This window comes from Microcoleus sp. D3_18a_C4, assembly GCF_036702415.1.
In the GTDB taxonomy this organism is placed as follows: domain Bacteria; phylum Cyanobacteriota; class Cyanobacteriia; order Cyanobacteriales; family Microcoleaceae; genus Microcoleus.
Genome location: NZ_JAUBTI010000080.1, coordinates 7809 through 31447, shown reverse-complemented (window position 1 = coordinate 31447; position 23639 = coordinate 7809). Strand labels below are relative to the sequence as shown.

The 23639-nt window shown below is 44.8% G+C and carries 13 protein-coding genes; 5 read left to right on the top strand and 8 right to left on the bottom strand.

Annotated elements, in window-relative coordinates; translation table 11 throughout:
- Positions 1-218 precede the first annotated feature (218 nt).
- The gene (locus tag QUB16_RS25355; protein WP_333320415.1) at positions 219-1442 is read right to left on the bottom strand and encodes a tetratricopeptide repeat protein; all 1224 of its coding nucleotides are present in this window, start codon (positions 1440-1442) and stop codon (positions 219-221) included.
- A gap of 465 nt (positions 1443-1907) precedes the next feature.
- Here QUB16_RS25355 and QUB16_RS25350 point away from each other — a divergent pair, with 465 nt between their 5' ends.
- Positions 1908-2399, top strand: coding sequence for a WbuC family cupin fold metalloprotein (locus QUB16_RS25350; RefSeq protein ID WP_333320413.1), 492 nt, complete (start codon positions 1908-1910; stop codon positions 2397-2399).
- Between the two features lie 215 nt (positions 2400-2614).
- On the opposite strand, the gene QUB16_RS25345 is transcribed toward QUB16_RS25350, so the two are convergent.
- The 6 genes from QUB16_RS25345 to QUB16_RS25320 all read right to left on the bottom strand — a co-directional run bounded on the left by QUB16_RS25345 (position 2615) and on the right by QUB16_RS25320 (position 11754).
- Positions 2615-3097: a hypothetical protein gene (locus QUB16_RS25345; RefSeq protein ID WP_333320411.1), complete on the bottom strand. Its 483-nt coding sequence runs from the start codon at positions 3095-3097 to the stop codon at positions 2615-2617.
- 323 nt (positions 3098-3420) lie between these two features.
- The gene (locus tag QUB16_RS25340; RefSeq protein WP_333320409.1) at positions 3421-5229 is read right to left on the bottom strand and encodes a PAS domain-containing sensor histidine kinase; all 1809 of its coding nucleotides are present in this window, start codon (positions 5227-5229) and stop codon (positions 3421-3423) included.
- Positions 5230-5256: 27 nt separating this feature from the next.
- A complete protein-coding gene (locus QUB16_RS25335; protein ID WP_333320407.1) occupies positions 5257-8430 on the bottom strand; it encodes an MASE1 domain-containing protein in 3174 nt (1057 codons plus the stop codon).
- 2 nt (positions 8431-8432) lie between these two features.
- Positions 8433-8582 (bottom strand): hypothetical protein, encoded by a 150-nt coding sequence (locus QUB16_RS25330; RefSeq protein ID WP_333320405.1) that lies wholly within the window; start codon positions 8580-8582, stop codon positions 8433-8435.
- A 60-nt stretch (positions 8583-8642) separates the two neighbouring features.
- Complete coding sequence (locus QUB16_RS25325) at positions 8643-10274, bottom strand: serine/threonine-protein kinase (RefSeq protein WP_333320403.1); 1632 nt, start codon at positions 10272-10274, stop codon at positions 8643-8645.
- Between the two features lie 250 nt (positions 10275-10524).
- On the bottom strand, positions 10525-11754 hold the full coding sequence (locus QUB16_RS25320; protein ID WP_333320401.1) for a transposase: 1230 nt from the start codon (positions 11752-11754) through the stop codon (positions 10525-10527).
- 412 nt (positions 11755-12166) lie between these two features.
- Between QUB16_RS25320 and pheT the strand changes: the two genes are divergently transcribed.
- The 4 genes from pheT to QUB16_RS25300 all read left to right on the top strand — a co-directional run bounded on the left by pheT (position 12167) and on the right by QUB16_RS25300 (position 22099).
- On the top strand, positions 12167-14653 hold the full coding sequence (pheT, locus tag QUB16_RS25315) for a phenylalanine--tRNA ligase subunit beta (RefSeq protein ID WP_333320400.1): 2487 nt from the start codon (positions 12167-12169) through the stop codon (positions 14651-14653).
- 469 nt (positions 14654-15122) lie between these two features.
- Positions 15123-15392, top strand: a complete 270-nt coding sequence (locus QUB16_RS25310) for a YciI family protein (protein WP_190741349.1) — start codon at positions 15123-15125, stop codon at positions 15390-15392.
- Between the two features lie 13 nt (positions 15393-15405).
- Positions 15406-18444, top strand: coding sequence for a hypothetical protein (locus tag QUB16_RS25305; RefSeq protein ID WP_333320398.1), 3039 nt, complete (start codon positions 15406-15408; stop codon positions 18442-18444).
- On the top strand, positions 18434-22099 hold the full coding sequence (locus QUB16_RS25300) for a helicase-related protein (RefSeq protein WP_333320396.1): 3666 nt from the start codon (positions 18434-18436) through the stop codon (positions 22097-22099). The genes QUB16_RS25305 and QUB16_RS25300 overlap by 11 nt, the downstream gene beginning before the upstream one ends.
- Before the next feature lie 298 nt (positions 22100-22397).
- Here QUB16_RS25300 and QUB16_RS25295 read toward each other — a convergent pair.
- Positions 22398-23639 (bottom strand): metal ABC transporter substrate-binding protein (locus QUB16_RS25295; protein WP_445251163.1); only part of this gene is annotated, 1242 nt, incomplete at its 5' end.

Below are 23639 nucleotides of genomic sequence, written 5' to 3'. Positions count from 1 at the left end.
CTGAGTTTTATCTATTTTTTAACCAATGTAAATACCCCCTTGACAATTTACCCCTCACCTTAACTTGTCACTAATGGTATGACAGCAGATTCCACGCTTATGAAGTACCCCCGCCTATCTTTCTATCCCCGTAGGTAAAAGGGGAAAACCTTTGTCCCTACACTTCATAAACCTGGAATACACTGTATGTATTTTCCCACTCATCTCCTTAGTTCCGCTCAATTAATCAACTGCTTGAACGCATCGTGTTCGCGAATCTTCTCCAAATCAGCTTCGCTTTTTGCCAACTCTTTACACACATTCGGATTGAGATTGAGGGCGCGCTTTAAATTTTCAATGGCTAATTCAATTTTACCTTGTAGTGCATAACATCGGGCTTTGTTGTACCAAATTCTGTAAAAGTCAGGTCGGATTTTAGCCGCATTGTCGTAGGAAGCGATCGCATCTTCGTATTTTTGCAATTTGGAGAGTGCAACGCCTCGATTGTTCCAAGCGTCAGTATAATCATTTTTAATTTGTAGGGCTTGATTGTAAGAAATTACTGCCTGTTCGTACTCCTGCATTTTGGAAAAAGCAACGCCTCGGTTGTTCCAAGCATCGGCATAATCGGGTTTGGCTTGAATTGCTTGTTCGTAACAGCCGATCGCCTCCTGGTACTTCTGCAACTCCAACAATACCACGCCTCGATTGTTCCAAGCATCGGGATAATTCGGGCGAATTGTAGTAGCTTGTTCGTAAGAGGCGATCGCCTCTGGATACCGCTGCATTCTCGTCAGCACTACTCCTCGGTTATTCCAAGTATCGGCTAAATCCGGCTGAATTTGCAGGGCCCGATCGTAAGCGGCGATCGCATCTTGATAACGATTTTCAAAGAAACAAGCATCTCCCTGTTTAGCATAGTCGCCCGCCGTCAATAGCTGTTGGTAATTGCCGTAGTTAACCGGAGCAAATTCTTGAATTTGGGCATCGGGGAATAAAAGGTCTGTTTCTGCCTCGGCCGGGTGACTTTGGTGTTGAATTTCGCCTAAGATACTTTCAGCGTCGGAAATTAATAGTTTTAATTGAGAGATTGTATCGTAATGAAGACTTTCAATTTCTTGGCGAGCAATTGTTGTCTGCTTGGACAATTTTCTCAACAGAAACCACACCCCGACTCCGGCTGCTGTCGGAAACAAAGTTAGGGCAATTATCAGCCCGTTAAGCAATACCGCCGTGCGCCCGAAAGCAATGTCAACTTCTTCTTGAACTCGATCGTGAATTTCTTCTTTAAGTTGCTGCTGTGAGAATTCCTGCTGAACCAACAGTGCCGCCGTCGGTTCAGACGCAGAAACGCTACTGGCGCAGACTAGAATAGTCGAAAGGGCGATCGGGCTAATACTTTTTCTAAAGATACTTGACAAACGCATTGCCTTAGTGATACGCACCTGAGTTGCGATTTCCATGTGTCAAGAGATGCTGATAACGATGATCCCAGACTAGCCCATTTGTTCACCAAAAAATTGGGTTTGAAGCCCCGTCTTTCTAGGACGGCTTTAATTATAAAACTTTGTTAAAATATCTAATAAATTCTAAACTTTAGCTTAGAATTTAGACAGGCAAGTAAGAACAACCATCTACGTGTTGAAACGATTTCATAAGGTGAAACTCCTGGGTTGGATCGCTACTCGGCAATGCCGAGCCTGTCCAAACACGTAATAGTGAGTCGTTGAGCGTACCTAACTGGATTATTGATGGAATCAGAAAGCAATCTAAAAATAAAAGTAAGCGCAACAGCAATACTTCTCGTGCCAGTAGTTGTTTCGAGCGTGTAGATGCGATTTGACAGCGCATTTAAGACTTAAGTCTTAAGAATCTCCGTGGCTTTAGCCCGAAGAGTGTCAAAAACTCTTAAATACAGGATATCTGTTGTGCAGTCCCCTCCGATCAAATTGCTGACGCAAGAATTGCTAGACGAAGTTGCCGCTTCCTCCCGGCGCAGTCCCCGCCAGCGACAAAATTATAATTTCCATGATTTGTCTGAAAAGGTGCAGCGGTTTGTCAACGTGCTGCAACCGGGCACTTACGTCCGCCCTCACCAACACCTGCGCCCGCCTGCTGTTAACGGTTTTGAGTTTTTTGTGGTGATTCAAGGAGAAGTGGGTATTGTTATTTTGAACGAAAACGGTCAAATCCTGCGCTCCTTGCGAGTCAGCGCCGCCGGCCCGACTCGCGCTGTCGAACTGCCAGAGGGCACTATTCACACGTTAGTAGCTTTGACACCGGATACTGTGATTTTGGAGTTTAAGGAAGGGCCTTACGACGTGGGGGCGGATAAAGACTTTTTGGCAAGTTTTCCTGCTGAGGGAACTGCGGCGGCGCGAGAATTAGTCCTGATTTGGGAAGCGGAATTTAACACTTGAGTGTTGACAGTTGGCTGTTGACTGTTGACTGTTGACTGTTGACTGCTGACTGTTGAGTGTTGACTGTTAAAAATCTAAAATCTAAAATCTAAAATCTAAAATCGATGGGCTGTTGACTGTTAAAAATCTCAAATCTAAAATCTCAAATCTAAAATCGATGGGCTGTTGACTGTTAAAAATCTAAAATCTAAAATCTAAAATCGATGGGCTGATTACTAATTACTGATAAATCTAATTGTCGTCATCCGATTGTATAAATCGGGGGCGGTGCGAATGATTTTTCTCAGAAGTTCATCCGTCACCCAAAAGACGAGGGGAAACGAAAAGGTTTTGCTGAATTCGCTGCATAGTAGGTTGGTAGAAACGAGCAATCGATCGATCGCCTCTACTGATTCCAAACCGAGGAGCATTAAAGCTGGAGGCTGTTCCCCGTCTATTTCTGCTGCGATTGTCCTGTAGAGAGTTGTAGCAGATTTGGGCAAAAACAGTTGCTGCGGTTTCACGGGACAATTTACTTGCAGGCGATCGACTATTTGCTGCCGCAAAGCCAGCGAGTTGCAGTTGACTAAAACGAAAGAAAAGTAACCTTGGGAAAGACGGAGCGTCCGAATTAAAGTGGAGAACGACCGCTCGTTATATTTAGCTGCATCGTACTTAGCTGTATTTTCTGAGCTTTGCTCGATAAACATAAATTGCATATTTTTTATCTAGTTTTAGAGATTTTCTAGATTAAATGATGTTTCTAAAGAAAAGGTGAATATCTGAGATTTATTTTTCCTTTAAAAACATTTGGAAAAGTATACCACGGTTTTAAATTAATATCAATAGTCCGCTCGAAATAGTCCGATCTACTGATTTGGCTTGAACCACTCAAAAAGCACCTGCGACGGCACAACACAAGTATAGCCGCAGCAAGAAGCAAGAAGGCAGAAACATATTTCGCAAGGGTTTCCGCAATTAAGAACGTTCTTAATATATGGCACGATTGCTAGATTTAATGTAATTAAACATACAAAAAAAATCACCGCAAATTCTCAGCCAGCGGCAAAGTAAACCAAAAACTTGCCCCAGCACCGGGAGTGCTAATTACCCCAATTTGGCCGCCGTGAGCACCAATAATTTGCCGACAAAGATATAGACCCAAACCCAAACCGACGGAGTGTCGGGATTCATAACCCCTAACGTAAAGGTCAAAAAGATGTTCGCACTGTTCCGGCAATATTCCCGCCCCGTCATCTTCCACGGTACAGTAAATCATCCTACTTCCGGGATTGAGGATTGGGGATTGGGGATTGGTAATGGGGGATTGTGGATTGGTAATCGGTAATTTGTCGATGTCTTGTTTGGCTCTCCTTTGATTTATAGTTAATTTCCCCGCCTTGATTACTTGAGCCGAAACTGTTAAATTCAGTCCCGGAAAATTGTGTTTCAAAGCATTAGCTATTAAATTAGATAACACGCGCCACAACTGAGTTTTGTCAGCATTCACGGCTGGCAAATCATCCGGCACCAAATTTTTAAAACTAGCTTTACCCTCATTCATTAAAGGCTCCAAATCGGTCGCAGCAGCTTGAACTATCGCCCTCAAGTTAACCGATTCGCAGTGCAGAACCAAACCGCGCAATTCCCCGGCGTGAACTTCCAACAGCGAATTTATCAAGCGCAATTGCTGCTCGCTACCTTGAATCATCCGATCCAAAACAGAACGGGGAATTGCGATCGAATCCCCCGTTTTCGTCTGCCAATTTTTCAGCACCATTAACATTCCCGCCACCGGGTTTCGCAAGTCGTGAGAAAGAGCGTGGATAAAAAGCCGCAGCGATTCTTGTGCCTGTTTGCGCTGCGTGATATCCTCAATTAAACCCTCATAATAAAGCACGGCGCCGCTGCTGTCCCGTACCGCCCGCGCCTTCTCAGAAATCCAGACAATACTGCCGTCACAGCGGTAAATTTTAGATTCAAAATCCGATACCCTGCCGCTTTCCTCGATCGATCGCAAAAACTCATTTCTGCGAGCCGGATCGACGTACAACTGCCGATCGATATCAGTAAACTTTGCCGTCACTTCTTCCGGGGAATCGCAGCCGTAAATCCGCGCCAAAGCTGGATTTGCAGTAATATAACGGCCATCGGGAGTGCTTTGAAAAATCCCCTCGCCCGCATTCTCAAAAATGCTGCGGTACTTCGCCTCCGCCGCCTCCAACTGCTGGTAAGCAGATTCCAACTCACGCCTGGTACTAAACTCTTTCCGTTGCAGACATTCGTACCAATAAACCGACAAGTCGCAAATCAAACAAAACCAAAACAAATATATGTACAACCCGGTCAACTTAAAAGGAGTATACTTAGCAAAACTTAGATTTAAAACCAAATTTATCCCGACGTGGCAAAACAAAACGCCGAGTTGAGAAATCAGGTGGAGGCGCCAGCGGACGGGCATCAGCGTAGCTTGGATCAGAAACGCTAAACTCCAGGTAAAAACTGGTAATTCCCCGGCTTGTGCGACAGCTAGCCCAAGCTGTACAACCACCGTCAGCGACCACGAAAAGCCCAAAAATAGCAAACCGGGATAGCGCTGTCCGAAGGAGGTTTTTTGCAACACAAAACAGGTCAACAAACCCAATTCTACAGCAGCGCTCGTGTACAAATAAACACTTTCAAACTCCTGGCGAGCGAAGAATCTTTCGCCCAGAAAATAGACCGTTATTGTGAAGGCAAAAAAGATGGCAATTCCGACAGCAGGGCGCAGCCGATCTCGGAGGAAGCGATCGCGCCACACCTCGTAAACCGCTAACGCCTGAACTGATTTTGCATTGCCCAAATAGCTCATACCATTTTAGATTTTAGATTTTAGATTTTAGATTGAGAAAGATCGATCGTCCGAGTTGACAGCAGGTAGTGAAAACCAGAAAGTCGAACCACCGCTGGGAGTGCTTTCGACGCCAATGAAGCCGCCGTGAGCTTTGATAATTTGCTTGGAGAGGTACAATCCCAAACCCAGCCCTGTTAATTGTCGGCTATTAGGGTCTTGAACGTAAAGTTCAAACAGAGATTCCCGCTGTTTGGCGCTGATTCCCACTCCATTATCTGTTACAGTACAGCGAACCATTTTTACGGTGACACCCGGCAATTTGCTGCCGATATTGCCAATTTGACCCTGATACCGGGGCATTTTGCAACTGCCGTCGAGGTTGAATTTGGCCAGGGTTTCCTGATTTTTCTGGGTTGTTTCGCCCATCCCAGGACGATCGCCCGCAGCAGATATCCCGTTAGCGATACAGCGAGCAAGCTGATTATTTGGCGCTCTTAAAGCCTGGGAATTTTCTTCATCACTTAGCGCTGTTTCAACTTCAATTACCTCGGCTTTAAAAGTGATATTGACTCCCGGAGGATTGTGTTTAATAGCATTAGTCAACAGATTTTCTAGCACCCGCTGCAAGTGTTGGCGATCGGCATTGACTTGTGGCAAATCCGCCGGAATATCAAACGTCAAAGTTGCTTGATTTTTGGCCAGCATCGGTTCTAAATCGGTAACAATGGCTGAAGCTAAAGACGGCAAATGCAGCGGTACAGTATTGAGAACAATCCCTTTGACCTCGCTAGCGTGAGCGTCGAGCAGGGTATTAACCATAGTCAACTGGTGTTCGCTGGCCTGAACGATGCGCTGCAAAATCGATCGAGAAACCGGAACATCTTGTAGAGAGTCAGAAGGCGATTTGTTGAGCAAATTTTTTAGCAGTATTAACATTCCCATAACAGGAGTGCGGAGGTTGTGAGAAACTGCGTGCAAAAATAGGTCTTTCAGGCGGTTGCTTTCTTGCAACTCGTGCATTTTTTGCTGTAGTTGGTGGGTGCGTTCCTCGACTTGAGATTCCAAGTTGGCATTGAGAGCTTTTACCTGCTGCAAAAGTTGGGCTTGCTGTAGAGCGATCGCCACTTGGGTAGCGAGTTTTTCCAACAAATCAATTTCAAATTCCTGCCACTGGCGGGGCCCCGAACACTGGTTGACGGCCAAGATCCCGAACAATTCATCCCCCAGGAAGATCGGCACATTTAACGTCGCACGAATTTGATAGTCGCTATAGTATTTGGCAACTGCATCCGTGATTGGAACACTAGCAGTATCGGAGACTGCTCGGACGCGGTTGCTGGCATAAAACGTTCTCAAGTTTTTGAGGTGATCCTCGTCAGCGAGCACCCACCCGAGAATAGAACGGCATTGGCTTCCGACAGACTCGGCTACAACCTTACCGTACACCGGGCTAGGAAGATTTACCCCCTCCGCGTCCACAATACCGATGAAAGCGCGGTCTGCCTTGAAAAATTGCCGGACTTCGGCAACAGTAGTATTGAGAATTTCTTCGAGGTCGAGGGAGTTGCGAATTCGCAGGGCGATTTCTGAGAGCAAGCGATCGCGATCGGAGGACGCCCGCAAAGCGGTTTCCGCGCGGTGGCGTTCGGTAACGTCTTGGACTGTGGCGGCGATCGCCCCTGACTCAATTGCCGACTGTTCGCAGACAGTGCGTTCGGAGCCATCTGCCAGCACAATTCGGTAGTTAATGCAATAGGCTTGGCGCTGCAACATAGCTTGGCGCTGCGATCGGGCCACTAATTCTCGGTCTTCTGGATGTACAGCTTGCAAAAAAACGGATGGTGTCGGTTTGACAGTTCCAGGAGCAAAACCCAAGAGGCGGTAAAGTTCGTTTGACCACCGCAATTCGATATTGGATATATGATGTTCTGCGGATTCTTCGCAGTTGTCAGTTGCTGGGAGGGCGGCGCAATTTAAATCCCAATTTCCCAAGTGAGCGATGCGCTGAGCGTTGGCTAAACTAGCTTCGCGAGCGCGCAGCATGGCGGCCGTGCGGCGCACCTCCACCAGCGCTTGCTGGCGTTCTGCTACGGCGGCGGCCAACATCAGAGCCACAAGGGCGATCGTACCGGTAAAAGCTTGTAAAAATAAAACCGCCTGTTTGAGATTATCGCTTTTGGCCAAAAACGGGCCGCCTCCCTGTACTGCTCCCCAAATCGCGATGTAAGAAACGATCGAATAAGCAAAAATCGCTCCCGCCGGTTGAAACCGCAGGGCAGCCCAAACTATCAGAGGAAAAGGCAGATACTCCAGCGGATACTGAGCGATCGGCGCTTGTGTTTTTGAGCAAAAAAACAGCCAGCTCACGCTCAGCAAGAGAGTCAGCCACAGCGCTATTTCTGAATAATTAATGATTAAAAATAGAAGATTATAGCGGTTTTCAGGTGCAGGAAATCTCCTGGGATAATTGGTAACTTTTGATTGATAATTTTGCCAGTTAAAAAATGGTTTTAAACTTGAAATAATCCGAGATTGTCTCTCACCTCTTACACCCTTATCAAGAACAGGCAAGATGCCTGTTCCACAAGAAAATTCATCTCTTGTGGAACAGGCATCTTGCCTGTCCCTAAACAAGTAATTGAGAATAATGAAACATCTCAGTTTTAGTGGAAATTTAAAACTGTTAACGGCGTGGTTCAAAGTCAGCAGCACGGGCGTGACAATCAAAATTCCCATGCCGTCTCCGAGCCACGTAGTCCACCAGTTGCGAGAGAAATTGCTCCACTGAGCCCAACCAAAAATGCACGTGCCCAAGTTGCCGAGGATAGAGCCTAGTAAAGTAGACCCGATGACAGCGCCTGCTACTAAAGCCAGAACATCTCGCAGTCGATCGAGTTTGGTAGAAAATCCGCTCCAAGTCAGTAAAGCCTCTCCAGCCAGCGCTTGCAGGGTGACGCTACAGGCCGATGTGGCAATAACAGCCGACGGTACACCGCCGGTAGAGTTTAACAGCACCGAACCGAGGACAATTCCCGGCCACATCCCTCGCCCTTGCAGTAGCAGTGCCGCTAGAGCAATACCGGCGGGAGGCCACACGGGGGAGGCTTCGGCTTTCACCAGTCCCAGCATCGACGCTGCGAGTTTTCCGGTAACAAAGTAGGCCAGCGCCAGGATGCCGGTGTACAGAAGCGTTCGAGTGCGGCGGTTGAGCAGTTTCATGTTTAGGTGCGATCGAATCCTCCATTCCTAGTTTTTAATTTAGGCGGCCGATCGGCGATCGAGCTTCCTCCTGACGACTCACCTGACTGGGGGAGTGGGAGAGTGGGAGAGGGGGAGAGAGGGAGAGTGGGAGAGTGCGAGAGTGGGAGCATTTTTCATCTTCCCTCTTCTGACTAATGACTAATGACTGATGACTGATGACTGATGACTTATTAAAATCCAAAACTCCGCTTGCCATCCGGCTTAACAGTAAGCCAATTGGTCTTTGCCATTGCCAGTTGTTCATCAGAAACTGTAGCGTTGGTAAGATTCGCCCCGCACAAATTTGCACCCCGCAAATTCGCCTTAGTCAAATAAGCCCCCGTCAAGTCAGCACCTCGGAAATCCGCCCCTTCAAAATTGGCAGTGCTGCAATAAGCCTCAGTCAAGTTCGCATCTCGCAAATTCGCCTGAATTAACCGGGCGTGACCCAAATTCGCCCCCGACAAATCCGCTCCTTGCAAATTTGCCTTCACCAACCTAGCCTGATAAAAATTACTTCCCGCTAACTGCAATTTTTGCAGTTGTAGGCCAGACAGTTCGCAGTCAGCAAAATCGCGCTTGCCTTTAAAATATGCCGCTCGCAAGCTGTTGGTGTCCCATTTAGGAGCAACTTTCGATACCTTTGACGCTGCTAAATTGCCGCTAGAATGTCCAACCGTTCCGAAAGTTCTGCCTGACTCAGCCAGAGTCCGGGAAACTCTCGGCTGCATCCCCGTCTGCCCGGATTGGGTGAAGGAAGTTCTACCAGTGCGCGTGTGGTTCGATCGTAAATCTTGATTAATTTTGCTCTCAGGCCGTGACCACGAAGAACCCTCGTCATTAAATATTGTCGGTTCTTCAACTGCACGAGAAGAGCCGTTGAATTGAGTTGCCAAGCCATCGACAAGACTTGGGTCTTCAAATTCGCCAGAGAGAGCTCTGAGCACATCTGCTGCCGATTGGAAGCGGTGGCCAACCATCGGCTTCAGCATTTTTTCGAGAATCCGCGCAAAATTTGGGCTTACCTGAACGTGGGGTTGCCAAACAATTTCGCCGGTTACTCCATCAAAATCTAAATCCTTGGGCGATTTTCCTGTCAGCAAGTACAAGCAAGTCATCCCCACCGCGTAGATGTCGCTGGCAAATATCGGCCGCAGCGCCATTTGTTCCGGGGGAGCAAAACTAAATGTGCCGACTGAAAATTTCGTGTTGGCGCTTTGGTCGGCGGGGTCTAATAATATTGTTTGGCTAACTTGGTCTTTTACCGCTCCGAAGTCAATCAGAACTAAGTGGCCGTCTTGAACTCGGCGAATAATATTTGCCGGTTTGATGTCTCGGTGAATTACTCCTTGGCTGTGGATATATTGCACTACTGGCAGAATTTCTAATAGAAAATTTTTAACATCCGATTCGTTGAAACGGCCTGAGTGCTTGACTTCTTGTTTCAATGTCGAGCCTTTAACATACTCTTGAACTAAGTAAAATTGCTGTTCCGTTTCAAAATAGTCTAGCAGCCTCGGTACTTGCGGGTGGTCGCCCAGTTGGCCGAGGGTTTTCGCCTCTCGCTTGAATAATTCCCGCGCCATTTCTAAAACTCGCGGCGACGAACTACTGGGTCGCAGTTGTTTGACTACACAACTCGGTTGACCGGGCAATGAGATGTCTTTTGCCAGAAATGTAGCTCCAAAACCTCCTTGTCCTAACGGTTCAATGACTCGGTAGCGAGCGCGCAGCAATAACCGCGCACCGCAAGTCTGACACTGAAGAATAGAGTCAGCAGGGTTTTGAGGATGGGGACAGCCCGGATTTACGCAGTAGCTCATGTTGATTGAGTTTGCCTATGTTGTTCTGATCTTGTCAGCGTCGATCGACGCACAAATTGCCTGTTCCTGCTTCTGGTAGAAATACTGATCTATCATTTGCCGGCGGGCCGTGCGTCCGGTTGCGAATTGGAATTGCACCTAAGTCTATTAGGCCGATATCTTTTCCCTATTTTGATTATCTCGCTGCTGTGAGTTTTTTCGGTAGATTATCCTTGAAGATAGTTTAAAGACTTGGTGACGACTCCCAACCCTAACTCGCGGACGAGTATAGGGTGGGCTTCTCAGCTAATCCTGCATCTGCATCGGAAGCACGCTGAGCTTTAATCACTGTCCGCCCGACAGCAATATTCTTGACATTAATTGCAGCATTCACATCCCTATCTAGTTCAAGACCGCAGACTGGGCAACTATGCCATCTGTCGGCAATAGTTTTAGGGATGCGAGTACCACAACTAGAACAATTTTGGGTAGTGCCATTTGGATTCACAGCTATAGCCAATTTGCCAGCACTTTCAGCCTTACAAACCAGAATAGATAGGAATTCACTCCAACCAGCATCTAGGATTGACTTTGCCATCCTAGTTCTAGCCAAACTTTTGACATTCAAATCTTCAAAGCCAATTAGGTCGTATTTGTCTAGTAATCGCTTTGCAGTCTTGCAATGAAAGTCTCTGCGTTGCCTTGCCACTTTTTGATGATGTTTAGCAAGACGTTTAACAGCTTTTCGTCGGCGATTACTGCCTTTCTTTTTGCGAGAGACAGATTTATTTCGCAGTTTTTTATCCTTTTGGGCTTTTCTAGCAAACTGAGGAATGGTTACAGTATCAGCATCACTGGTTATCAAGAAATCCTTGAGTCCCATATCAATACCAACTGCACGATCGAGATTGATATCATAGCGTAGGGTTGGCACGGTGACATCTTGTAAAGTCAAGGTGACATAGTAACCATCCGCAGCTTTGACAATCTGAACAGTTTTGATTTTAAATCCATCGGGAATAGGACGGTGCAAGATAATCTTCACGTCACCAATTTTCGGTAAAGTGATGCGATTACCTTTGATGCAGTCCTGTTTCATCTGGCTATAGGTGAAACTGTGATATCTACCTTTCCCTTTAAATCTTGGCTTGCCAGAACGCTGACCAGTTTTGTCAGCCTTGATATATCGATCAAAAGCTTTTTTAACTTTCTCAACACAATTCTGCAATACCTGAGAATGAATCTGTCTGTACTCAGGAAATAGCTTTTTGGTATTGAGTAAGTCTCGCTTTTGCCAGTAATAATCTGGCTGTTCGAGTATGGGAGCAATACTGCATGATACCAGAGAGCATGAATCGAGAGGGCAACGAGTGGACTCATACCAGTTAAAACGCTCTGACAGCCTATAGTTATACTGCATCCGCAACAAATTAAGCCACTCATCAAATTGATTGGCTTGCCATGAGTTAGGACGTAATTTGTATTTATATGCTGTAATCATGCCATAATTATACCATGCTTGAAAGTTAGTCTTGAAATAAAAAATAATTGTCCATCTACGGGGCCTCGAACCCCCTTGATGGGCGGGCTTTTATCCCGCCACTCATCCTCGATCGGATAGAGTGCGGAGATGAAAGCTATTGAGCTAAATTTAGATGCTCTTTGTCCTGTCAGATACTTCTAGCATACCTCATTCTATTTTGAGAATGTTACTAATTTGTCACCAATTAGTGACCTTTGGACTCATCGCTCGTTTTTGCGTCAATCACAAAAATGTGTTGACAAAAATAAACTAATGTGGTATAAGTGTCCGATAATTTATGCTCAGGCTACACAGTCGAAGTTCGCCGGGGCGGACAACGGACAACTAACTACTGACAACTAACTACTGACAACTAACTACTGACTAAATTATGCGTATTTCTCTAAAGTGGCTCCGGGAATTGGTGGATGTGGCGATATCCCCAGAAGAATTAGCCGAAACCCTGACAATGGCAGGCTTTGAAGTTGAAGAAATCGAAGACCGCCGCCCGTGGGCAAGCGGTGTAGTTTTGGGCAAAATCATCGCCTGCGAACAGCATCCGAATGCAGACAAATTGAGAGTTTGTCAAGTGGATGTCGGTTCTTCACAAGCTTTGAATATTGTTTGCGGCGCACCCAACGCTAGGGCAGACATTTACGTGCCTGTCGCTGTTGTCGGAACTTTTTTATCGACTATTGATTTAAAGATTAAACCGGCTAAATTGCGGGGCGTTCCTTCCGAAGGAATGATTTGCTCTCTGGCGGAATTGGGACTATCTAAAGAGTCAGCCGGCATTCACATTTTCGAGTTAGAAAATCCCGAATTGGGCAGCGATATTCGCCCACTTTTGGGTTTAGACGATGTGATTTTAGACTTGACAGCAACTGCCAACCGTGCTGACGCTTTGAGCATGGTGGGTGTAGCGCGGGAAGTGGCGGCGCTGACTGGGGCGAGTTTGAGAATTCCCGAAGCGAATGGTGTGGCGATTGAGGGCAAAGAAAGTCCTGCTTTGGCAGTAGAAATATCCCAAGCGCAAGGATGCCCGATTTACATCGGCACGGCAATTGAAGGTGTAAAAATTGCTGCTTCTCCAGCTTGGTTGCAGCAGCGGTTGCAGGCGGCGGGAGTGCGGCCAATTAATAATGTAGTTGACGTGACTAATTACATTTTATTGGAATGGGGACAACCGCTGCACGCTTTCGATCGCGATCGCCTACAATCTTTCACGGGTACTCAAGATATCAGCATCGCCGTCCGCTTTGCCAAAACAGGCGAATCCTTCAAAACTTTGGACGGACAAAACCGCAATTTGCAAGCACAAAATCTGTTAATTACTGCTAGCGACAAACCTGTTGCCTTAGCTGGAGTAATGGGCGGCGAAGACACGGAAGTTCACGAAGGAACGCAAAATTTAGTTTTGGAAGCCGCGATTTTTGACCAGGCAACGATTCGCCGTTCTGCGCGCGCTCAAGGCTTGCGGAGCGAGGCTTCGATCCGCTACGAACGGGGGGTGAATCAGGCGGCATTGACGACGGCCTGCAACCGCGCTGTAGCCCTAATTTTGGAGTTGGCTGGAGGCACTGCGACGGTGCAGAAAACGGCGAGTTCCGGCGATGATTTGAGTTTTTCGCGATCGCTCGAATTGCGTTTAGACCGAGTAAATCTGGTTTTGGGGCAGTTGAAAAGAGGACAAACGGGCGGTTCTAAATATCTGGAACCGGAAGAGGTGAAAAACATTCTCACAGCTTTGGGATGCGAAGTTGTTCCAACGGAAAAAGAACGGGTGTTTGCGATAACTGTTCCTCCTTACCGCTACCGAGATTTAGAAAGGGAAATTGACTTAATTGAAGAAGTTGCCAGACTCCACGGTTATGACAATTTCTGCGATACTTTGCCCAGCAAAACGGAACCCGGTTATCTGTCACCAGAATATGCGGCAATTCGGAATGTGCGATCGGCTTTTCGGGCGGCCGGGTTGACGGAACTGATGCACTATTCTTTAGTGAAAACTGAGGGAGATAATCAGGTTGTGCTGGCAAATCCGCTGTTTGTGGAGTATTCAGCTTTGCGGACAGAAATGCTGTCGGGTTTGATTGATGCTTTCCAGTACAATTTGGAACAGGGAAATGGGGCACTCAACGGTTTTGAAGTCGGCCGCATTTTCTGGAAAGATGGGGATGCAATGAAGGAAGCCGATGCAGTTGCGGGGATTATCGGCGGCGATCCGACTGTGTGGAAATGGCAGCAGTCCGGGCGCGATCGACCTTTGACTTGGTTTGAAGCCAAGGGGGTTTTGGAAAGCGCATTTCAAGAGTTGGGTTTGTCGGTGGAATATCGACAAGATGATGGTAAACAGGATGTTTATCCTATTAGTGGCGGGCAAGATGCCCGCCCCACAAGGCTGCATCCTGGCCGCACCGCTGCGTTATCGTTAAACGGGAAACATTTAGGAATTTTCGGACAATTGCACCCGCAATTGCAGCAAGAAAAGGATTTGCCTGAGCAGGTTTACGTGTTTCAATTAGATTTAGCGGTGCTGTTGGGTGAATTAGGGCGATCGAACAACTTAACTCGCAAGTTCGCGGGTTATTCGAGTTTCCCCGCTTCTGACAGAGACATTGCATTTTTTGCACCGGTTGAAGTTCCGGTTGTTGAGATGCAGAGTGCGATGAAAAAGGCGGCCGGTAGTTTGCTGGATTCCGTGGAACTGTTCGACGAATATCGGGGGGATAACGTACCTGCGGGACAGCGGAGTTTGGCTTTTCGGTTAGTTTACCGCGCGGGCGATCGAACTTTGAGCGAAACCGATGTCGAACCGGCCCAACAAAAAGTGCGCGATGTTTTAGTTGAGAAATTCGGCGTTAGTTTGAGAAGCTAAAGAGGCCGCTACTCACCAATGGAAACCGCCAGGGAATGAATTCCCTGGCTCAAAGCTAAAGTCCTCTTAAGAGGACTAACAAGACTTACGGATGAGAAGGTAAATTTGCCATTTTGAGCAAAGCGAAGAATCTCAAATTCTTGCAATAAAACCGTCTAAAGTGCATAATTGCTAACTAATGAACTCTTCAGTCCTATGCAAGAGGACTTCAGCTTTGAGGCGGGGGTTTCAACCCCTGCCGGACTCAATTTATAACGTTAATTAAATTGACACCAATGGCCGCAACATCTCCCCAACCATTAAAGTAATAAATTTCTCCTCCTATCTAACAAACCTCTCTCTTTCCCCTCTTCCTCTGCGCCCTCTGCGCTCTCTGCGGTTCATTAATCTTATTCTTAAAATTTTAGTTAAATCCTCTTACTCTTATTGTACAATAACTTTTAAACAAATTAATCTAAGGCTCAAAACCGTGACCAAATATGTGATGTGGGGAAGTTACTGCGAAGACGTTCTCGAAAAACGCGCTCCGTTTCGAGACGCTCATTTAGCTGGATTGGCTAAGCAGAAGGAATCGGGTGTGTTAAGTACGATCGGGCCTACAAAAGATTTAACAAAAGTTTTTGCAATTTACGAAGCGGAAGATGAGGCTGCCGTGCGACAATTGGTGGAAGCCGATCCTTATTGGGTAAATGGGGTTTGGACTGAGTACGATGTGAAAGAGTGGATTCAAGCTTTTTGAAGGGGTTAACAGGGTGAACATCTTAAGATTGGATGACAGCGATTTAGTTCCAGTTGACTATGGCGATTTGCTGGACAATATTTTAGAGGTTTTGCAATCTAAAAACCCGTTTAGCGTATCAGAAGACAACAGCCGCTTGCTAATTGATATTGACACCATTGCTGCGGATGTTGCCAACAAGCGAGTGCGGCAACCCCTGGGTTCTGGGGAACGTCAAGCACATTCTGCTACTGTTAACTTACCGCCGGAAATTGAGGAGCGTTTTGGCAGTCAAGTTAGACAAATTCAACAGTGTTTGCTGCGGCAATTAGAATTTAAACTGCCACAAAATACTTCTATTGAAAGGTTTGTCGCTAGTTTGATTAGTCCATTAGACTCACCCTCTTTTCTGGGAAGAGGCCAAGAGTTAGGCTTTAAATACGATTTTGGCACCCGCCACCCTTCTTTAGAAAAAGAAAGGCTAACTTTGGAAAGCCGAGGTACTGGAAGCCATGCAGCTTTAAAATTGCATAAATTGACCGTTACCGTCCGAAATACAGATATTTTTGAACAAGAACTCAAGCAGGGTTTGCAAAACTATATCAATGAAAATGCCGAGACTAGCAGTGAGAAAGAAGACCTTAACCACCGTCTTGATGAGATGGTTAAAAATCCGGACTCGGACTTTCACAAATTAATCCGACTGGTAGACAAAGAAACTCTCGGCAAAATTCAAAAAGAAGCTAAGATTACTTACTTAGAGTATCTGCTCGAACACATCCGCGCAAGCAGCACAGATACTGTAGGCATCATCTATTTAGAAGACTTAATTCGCCGCCTCAGATTGATAGAAGAATACATCAACGACCCAACTAAATCCGATGGCGAGTACGAAGTTAATTATGCTGGTGTTCGAGTTAATTATCGCGAGATATTTGCCCGTTCTGAATTTTTAGATACACTGCCAATTATTCCTATTGTATCAGGTTACTTGGGAGAAAGTACGGACAATTATCGTAACGAGCGTAAGTTTATCTTTGGCCTCAAAATCAAATTTGATAACTCAGTTCAAGCGCGCGGTGGAAAAGATGTATTTGAGTATTATCTGAACCTGCTAAATCCCGACAGTGAAGAACATCAAGCAGAATTTGATGAGGATTCTAATCCCGAAACCTTCGTCCGCAAACTGTTAAAAATAGCATTGCTCTACTATTTTGTGCTGGCTTCCCGCAATGACCCACTAGCACAAAATTACGACCCGGAATCTGAACTAAATCATCAGCCTAGAGCCCTATTTGAACAAAGAGTCTTGCCCGTTTTGCAAGGTTCTAACGATGAGCAAAAAAAAGAGCTTTTTCGCAACTTTATTAAAGGGCTTAATCAGTTTAACATAAAACACAAAATTACGCATCTGAGAAGAATGCTAAAAGGCTTTCTGGAGCGTCAAACAATTTTACCAACCCGCACAGAAACGCGACACGTAAACCTCAAAATCGGTCTGGTAGAAGATATTGACAATATTTTGACGAATGGTAAATTTTTTAATGACATTATGGAGCGAAATTACAAGCAAACGCTTCATTATATTACCGTCAAAGAACCTAGTGTCGATGAAAAATCTATTTGTCAGCTACCCGTCAATATCAGCATCGAAGATGTCCGGTATTTCCCAACTGATGAACGCCAAAATTTTAGCATGGAATACAATATCAAAGGTGTCGATGTTTTGCCTGTACTTTCTGCACCTAAAGCCCCTCGCTCTAGAGAAATCTACGAAAAACATTTTCAGACCAAATTAGTTGTGTTTCCCTATGACGATAGACGACTAGACTGCGGCGATAAAGGTTTACAACCTGCAGCAATTTTTGTGTATAAGTTTACCATGTTGCTGCTGTCCTATATCTGTCTGAGGATATTGCTCGAAAGTGCTGCGGACAACTTGTTTATTCCGATGGTGAGGCTCCACGAAGGCGACCACAATCACCCTTCGCCGTCAGAAGTGTTTATGGCTAACCTTTCTAAAACATTGTCTCATATTTTGAGTGAAAAACAACGCTCAACTTCTCAAGGATTTCGGATTAGAAAAACGCCCAATGCTTACACAATTCGTAACGGTTTGAGTTCCCTGTATTCAATCCTTCCTAAAAAGTTTCGATTCGATGATAATGTACAGCTAGCCCCTGAGTTGGATAAATTGGCAATTATTGTCGTTTCCAGCCGAGATAGTGATGCGAAAAGAAGCAATCAAAACCGCTTCCAAAGACAAGCCTGCTTAATCGGAGAAATTGTCGGAATCAATCGTCTAGATGACAGTACAATTCAAGTCGAAATGCTGAAAACACTTTCCGAGAATTACAGTGTCAGCCGTCTTTATTCTGAGCCGTTAATCCTTGAAGATGCAATGAGTCAGCTTTATCAGCAAGGATATCGGAATTTCGCATATATTTCGCAAGCACCTTACATGAGTACGCTACATATTACCAAGACTGAGGAAGACGAGGAATTGTCTTTTATGTCAAAAAAATTGCTCCGAACTTTGAAGGGAGAGAGGCGAGATATCAAGATTTATCCGATATTTTTTGATAAATACTATGTCCGCAGTTTCCTAGGCGATAAGGGAAAATCCTTTTACATTCAGGATGCAATGGAGCTTGAAAGCTTGTTTGCAGATACCAGTCAGCAAGCTGTGATGTTTTTCAACTTGTTTAACGGAATTAGAGTCAGGGAGGAAAAGAACTTTTATAACGGTGTCATTTCCTACTCGACTCTGTTGAATATCTATCAAGGTATCCTAGACGATCAAGATATTCGTGAAGGTTTGATTTATGATGGTGCAATCAAAAATACTTTGCTACATTATCTAACAATATTCCACTTTTCTCGGTATGAAGCTCGTCACAATATTAGTTTAAAACTTGACCCCTACGAGCGAATTATTGGCGATGAATCGGTGGGTGCTTTGTCTGTATTTAGTCATGCTGGCGGTAGTGCGGATTTTAATTCCCTGGCATTTTTGAATAAGGTAAGAGAAGTCTTGAATGTGGATGAGGGAGGTATTAATCATGATTGGTGAAGATTTGGGACGGCTGTTTGAGGTGGGATTTAATATAGGGATTCTGGCGTATATTCAGCGTGAAAATATAGCTCACAATTTCGGAGATTCCTACCGTCTCGATTTACAGAAACTAGAATTGCCAAAGATGATGGCGGAAATAACTAGGGAAGCTAATCTCCTCGGTAGTTTGGATGCTAAAATTGTTGAGAAGTGGAGTCTATTTTTTGTCCAAAAAGGCTTTATTGGTGGGTTGAATTTCTTCCGGGAGTACCTCACATCTACGGGCTGGACTTTAAGGTTATCGCAAATCTCGTATTTTCAGTGCAGTTTGAGTTGTGCTAACAGTATTAGAACCCATAATGACGATGAGACAGAAGTTTTTAAAGCGTTTAAGAAGGTATTATCTCAGTTTGAAACAGCGCAACTTAATTTCTCAGACGATGAGATTAACTCCTACATCCGCCGCTACAAGAAAAAAGGCGAGTTTTTGCAAGCTGATACCCTGATTTTGTTGCAAAATGGTAAGGATTTTAGAATTCTGTGCGTTGATTTGTCTGTGTTTACTCCTCCGTTGACTTCGGAAAAAGTCGATAATCTCAACGAAATAGAGGTGATGCGGAAGTCTTTGCTCAGAGAAATTAGCTATTTGCGATCGAAAAGTGTTTTTTCTAATCTGCGAATCGATACTAGCACTTTAGGTATTGACTTTTCGGAGGGTTTAAACCGCTATTTTACGGCTTTTAAGTATAAGGATAAGGAAAGCGCTAAGTTGATTCAGGCGGGTAGCTACGCTCACAGCTTCTACGGTTTTTTGCAAACAACTGGTATTATTCCTGATGGTGCTGAGGTGTTGTTGAATGTTGTCGGTTATAGCGATCGCACAATTAGCGCCATTTCCCTCCGCAGTGATAAAATTGACATCTTGGCGAATTGTGCCAAAATCTACCAGCAGGAAGCGAAAAATAAAGAGATTAACGATGCTCGCGGCGATGTTTTAGATACGATTCAACTCAACGCAGCTCGCAGTTTTCAAAATGGCAAAAAGTTTGTCAGCGATTTGTTGACGATTGGCAAAAGTTCTACACCTGTACGTAATACAGAGCGGATCGATAATTTTGTTAATTCCATAGATATTATATCAGATAAACTGGCCGATGATTTGCAAATCGATCGCGGATTACATCTGAGAAATGCTCACGCTCAATTGATTGTCAAAGCACTGCAATCTGATGAAACTTATATCTTTTTGACGGGGAATCCGGGAATTGGGAAAACAACTGCGATCGCAGATTTCCTCAAAACCCATATAAACGACGGTTTCTTGTTTTTTTACGTCAGTCCCCGCAAGCAAGTCAACTTAGATATCATCGATAAATTTCGAGACCAAAAGACTGGTTTGCTGTGCGACAATCGCTTATTTTGCATTAACTCAAGTTCCGATACTATAGACAGCAATTTTGGACAATGTACCGTCAACTACGTCGCAAATAATCATCACGAAAATTTTCAACAAAAAAGTGTCCACTTCATCAACAACAGGGCAGAAATGCAGCGGAAGGAATATCACCACCCGCAACTTGAAAGGAAGGGAGAAACCGTAATCAAACCTAGGATAGGCAAAAAGCATGGAGTGCTAAATAGCGTTTGTGAGGGAATATATTCGCTCATCAATCGTAAAACATCGAACAATATCGTGGCTACCGTTTCCATTCAGTCTTTAAAGGTGACAGAAACCGGAAAAAATACTCTCCAGCATTTAGAGAAAATATTTCAAGATGCTTACAACAAGGGGGAAAAAGCAGTCATTTCTCCTAAAATGCAAGAAATCTCCAGCCGCATCAAACACATTTTCATTATGATCGATGAAATTACTGGAGACGACGGCGGCGTTGAGTTTTTGCATGGAATTGGTAGGCTGCTTAACAAATATGACTTGCACAACCCAAAACACGGTTTTAATACTAAAATTATTGTAGCCGATGCTTCGATTGTTGACCCGGATGTGATTAAACAACACCTCGATGATACCTCGCCGGAACCGGATAAAATCTATTTCAAAAAGCTCCCAAAAACTTCTGAGGAAATCCCGCCTTTACAAGTTATTCCTTTTGGATTTAAACGATTAGCTGCTAAACTTATCAATACGAATTCCTATCCTGCTAGCAGTTTAGAGATAACTTACAAGGTGTTTGTAGAAGCTGTTAAATTCACTGAAGATATTTCTTTAAAACTAAATTATGATTTGGTAAAACGGGTACAGTCTGAAATAATTGAGGATATCAATCAGCGATTAGCAATCCCAGGTGTAGAACAAATTATAGTATACATTCAGAACAAGCAAAGATTGGCCGAATTAATTGAAAAAATTAAAAAAGAACGAGAATTTAATCGCTATACCGATTATCTGGAAGTCCACGCGAATATCTCGGAAGAGGAGAAGGAGCAAATACAAAAGTGCAAAAATACAGCTAAAGTAATTTTTATGACTGCATCGGGAAGTCGCGGCTTATCTTTCCCGAAAACTAAGCATATTTTAGTTGATATTCCCCGCTTTCAGATTGAGAAAAATCTCATGGAAGTGATACAGGTGATTTATCGGGGACGCGGAGAATATGACAACGGTAAAACCCTTGATGGTGAAGATAAGGAATTGGTTTTTTATCTGTCTGATACAGCAGTTTATTACGCTGATGATGCGGAACTTTCTTTACAAGAAAGCAAGTTGAGTTTGTTGAATTTACTGCTAATTCTGAAGACTGCGGTGATGACGCGGATTGTGGGATATGGATATTTGGGTAGGGATAAGTTTTTGATGATTCCGATTGGCGGTAAGTCGGTTTCCGCAGTCGGGGATACTTTTAGCAGCAAAATGGCGGCTCTAATTAAGACATTAAAGAGCGAGAGCCAGCGAGGAAATATGTTGTTTAAGGAGGTTTATACGAGTCTGGAACAGCTTTTGAGTCGCGGGGAGTTTCTTTTGAAAAATTTTGATAAGTCTCGTCAAAAGGGCGATTCCTATCTGGAAATGCGGGAGGATTTTAATCGTAAATTTTTGGAAAAGTGCAATCCTCTTGATGGTTTGTTGAGCTATGATAATTTAGAACTCGGTCATGTTTGCGGTAGTTTGTTGCTCGTACCTCTAGCTAAGCAAAATTTGGTAGAAACATACCAGATGCCACTTCATCGAGAAATTAAGCAATGTCTAGAGAAGAAGTTGCTGCACAAAATGTGTCAAATTAGGGATAGCGATTCGTCCCCGGAGAATGTAATATCGGCTATAACAGGAGGTGCGATCGAGCTTTTGCAATTTCTCAACAGCGATGTGGAGAAAACTCAGTATTTTGAAGAGCAGAGTCAGCAGTTCGATCGCTATTATGCCATACCGCTGTTTGCATTCGTTAGCGGGGAGGAAATGCAGGAGTATTTTGCTGACAGTAAGCTGGAAGAACCAGAAGACAGGCGGTTTCGGGATATTTTGTCGGCTTATGTGCGATCGATCTACCCTGTAGATAGTGTAATGCCGATCGGGCACAAGTATCAAGAATTTCCATTTATCGTGTTTAGAAGCTACAGTTTAGAGCAAAGTCGAGAAAAGATTTTTACAGATAAATATCTTTTAAGTTCCAACGAGTTGAACGTGCTTAATTTAATTTTGTCAAAGCAGGTAAACTGAAAATTGTAGGTGCGTCAGACGATTTTAGATTTTAGATTTTAGATTTTAGATTGGGAATCAAGGATGACTATTGGGGTTTGGAGTTTACCTACAGTTGCATTAGACCTCTTGCAAAAATAACTAGGACGGGCAAGATGCCCATCCCACAAGAGTTATTTTTTCTTGTGGGAGGGGCATCTTGCCCGTCCAATAAATTTATGAAAAGGACTTTTGCAAGAGGTCTATTCTTGTTGGAAACGGCTATCAGCTAGCTGTCACCCCGCAGAGAAAATAAAACTCTTCCGGGGCACCCTACTTGCTACTTGCTAACTTCAAACGGCGTGTATTTCCCCCCCAAAGCTTCGACGATGGCGCGAGTATTAGCCGACATCATTTTCACATAAGAATCGCCCTCGCTTCCGGGCGCCCCAATCGAATCCGAATAAAGTTGCTGCGCCGCCAATTTCACCCCCGCTTCCTCCGCCACTGTTTTAATTAGTTGTGGGTTAATTGTCGTCTCCCCAAAAATAGCAGGCACTCGCGCAGCTTTCACCGATTCTACTAACTTTTGCACGGTTTGAGCGCTCGGCTGTTCCTCGGTACTAATCCCGATCAAACTGTTAGCCTCTCCCAATCCGTAGGCGCGGCTGTAATATTGAAAAGCATCGTGACTTGTGACTAATTTGCGCTGCTTTTCGGGAATAGTTTTAATCTCTTGTTCGATCCAACTATCCAAACGTTTTAACTCTTCAGTAAGTTTCACAGCATTCTGGGTAAACTTCTCCCGATCTTCCGGCGACAGTTCGATTAGCGCATCCCGAATTGCTTCCACCATTTGAACTACATTTTCCACATTTCCCCAAACGTGCGGATCGGGTACGGTATTGCCTTCTTTATTCAGTAGCAAAGGCTTGACAACTTCCCCCACTGCTAATTTCCGCGCCTTAATTCCGGCGGCATTCATCATCCTAATTAATCCCGGTTCCAAATTGTAACCGTTATACAAAATTAAGTTGGCTTCTTCTAAAGCTTGAGAATCTTTTGGCACCGGTTCGTAAACGTGAGGATCGGTTCCCGGCTGCAAAATGCCTGTTAACTGAACTTCGCCACCCGCTAGTCGATCGGTCAAATCCTCAATAATTGTGCTGGTAGCGACTACCTTGGGTTTAGCATCTGCCTCTGGAGAGAGGCTATTGGTCTGGGTTTGAGCGCAACTAAATAAACCCACAGTCAAAATGCCGCAAGCAATAGTTCTAATCCAAAATGCCTTGGACTTGTTCAATCCAGGGCGGGAGGTTTCAATCCCCCACTCACCGCTAAACTCTCCTTTATCGGATTGCTTCACAATTGCCGTCGGTTTTAATTCACATCTGACACCCTTCTCAATTACTTGCTTAGGAACAGGCAAGATGCCTGTTCCACAAGAAAACTCACTCTTTGTGGAACGGGCATCTTGCCCGTTCTGGGCGGGCAGGATGCCCACCCCACAAGAAAACTCACTCTTTGTGGAACGGGCATCTTGCCCGTTCTGGGCGGGCAGGATGCCCACCCCACAAGAAAA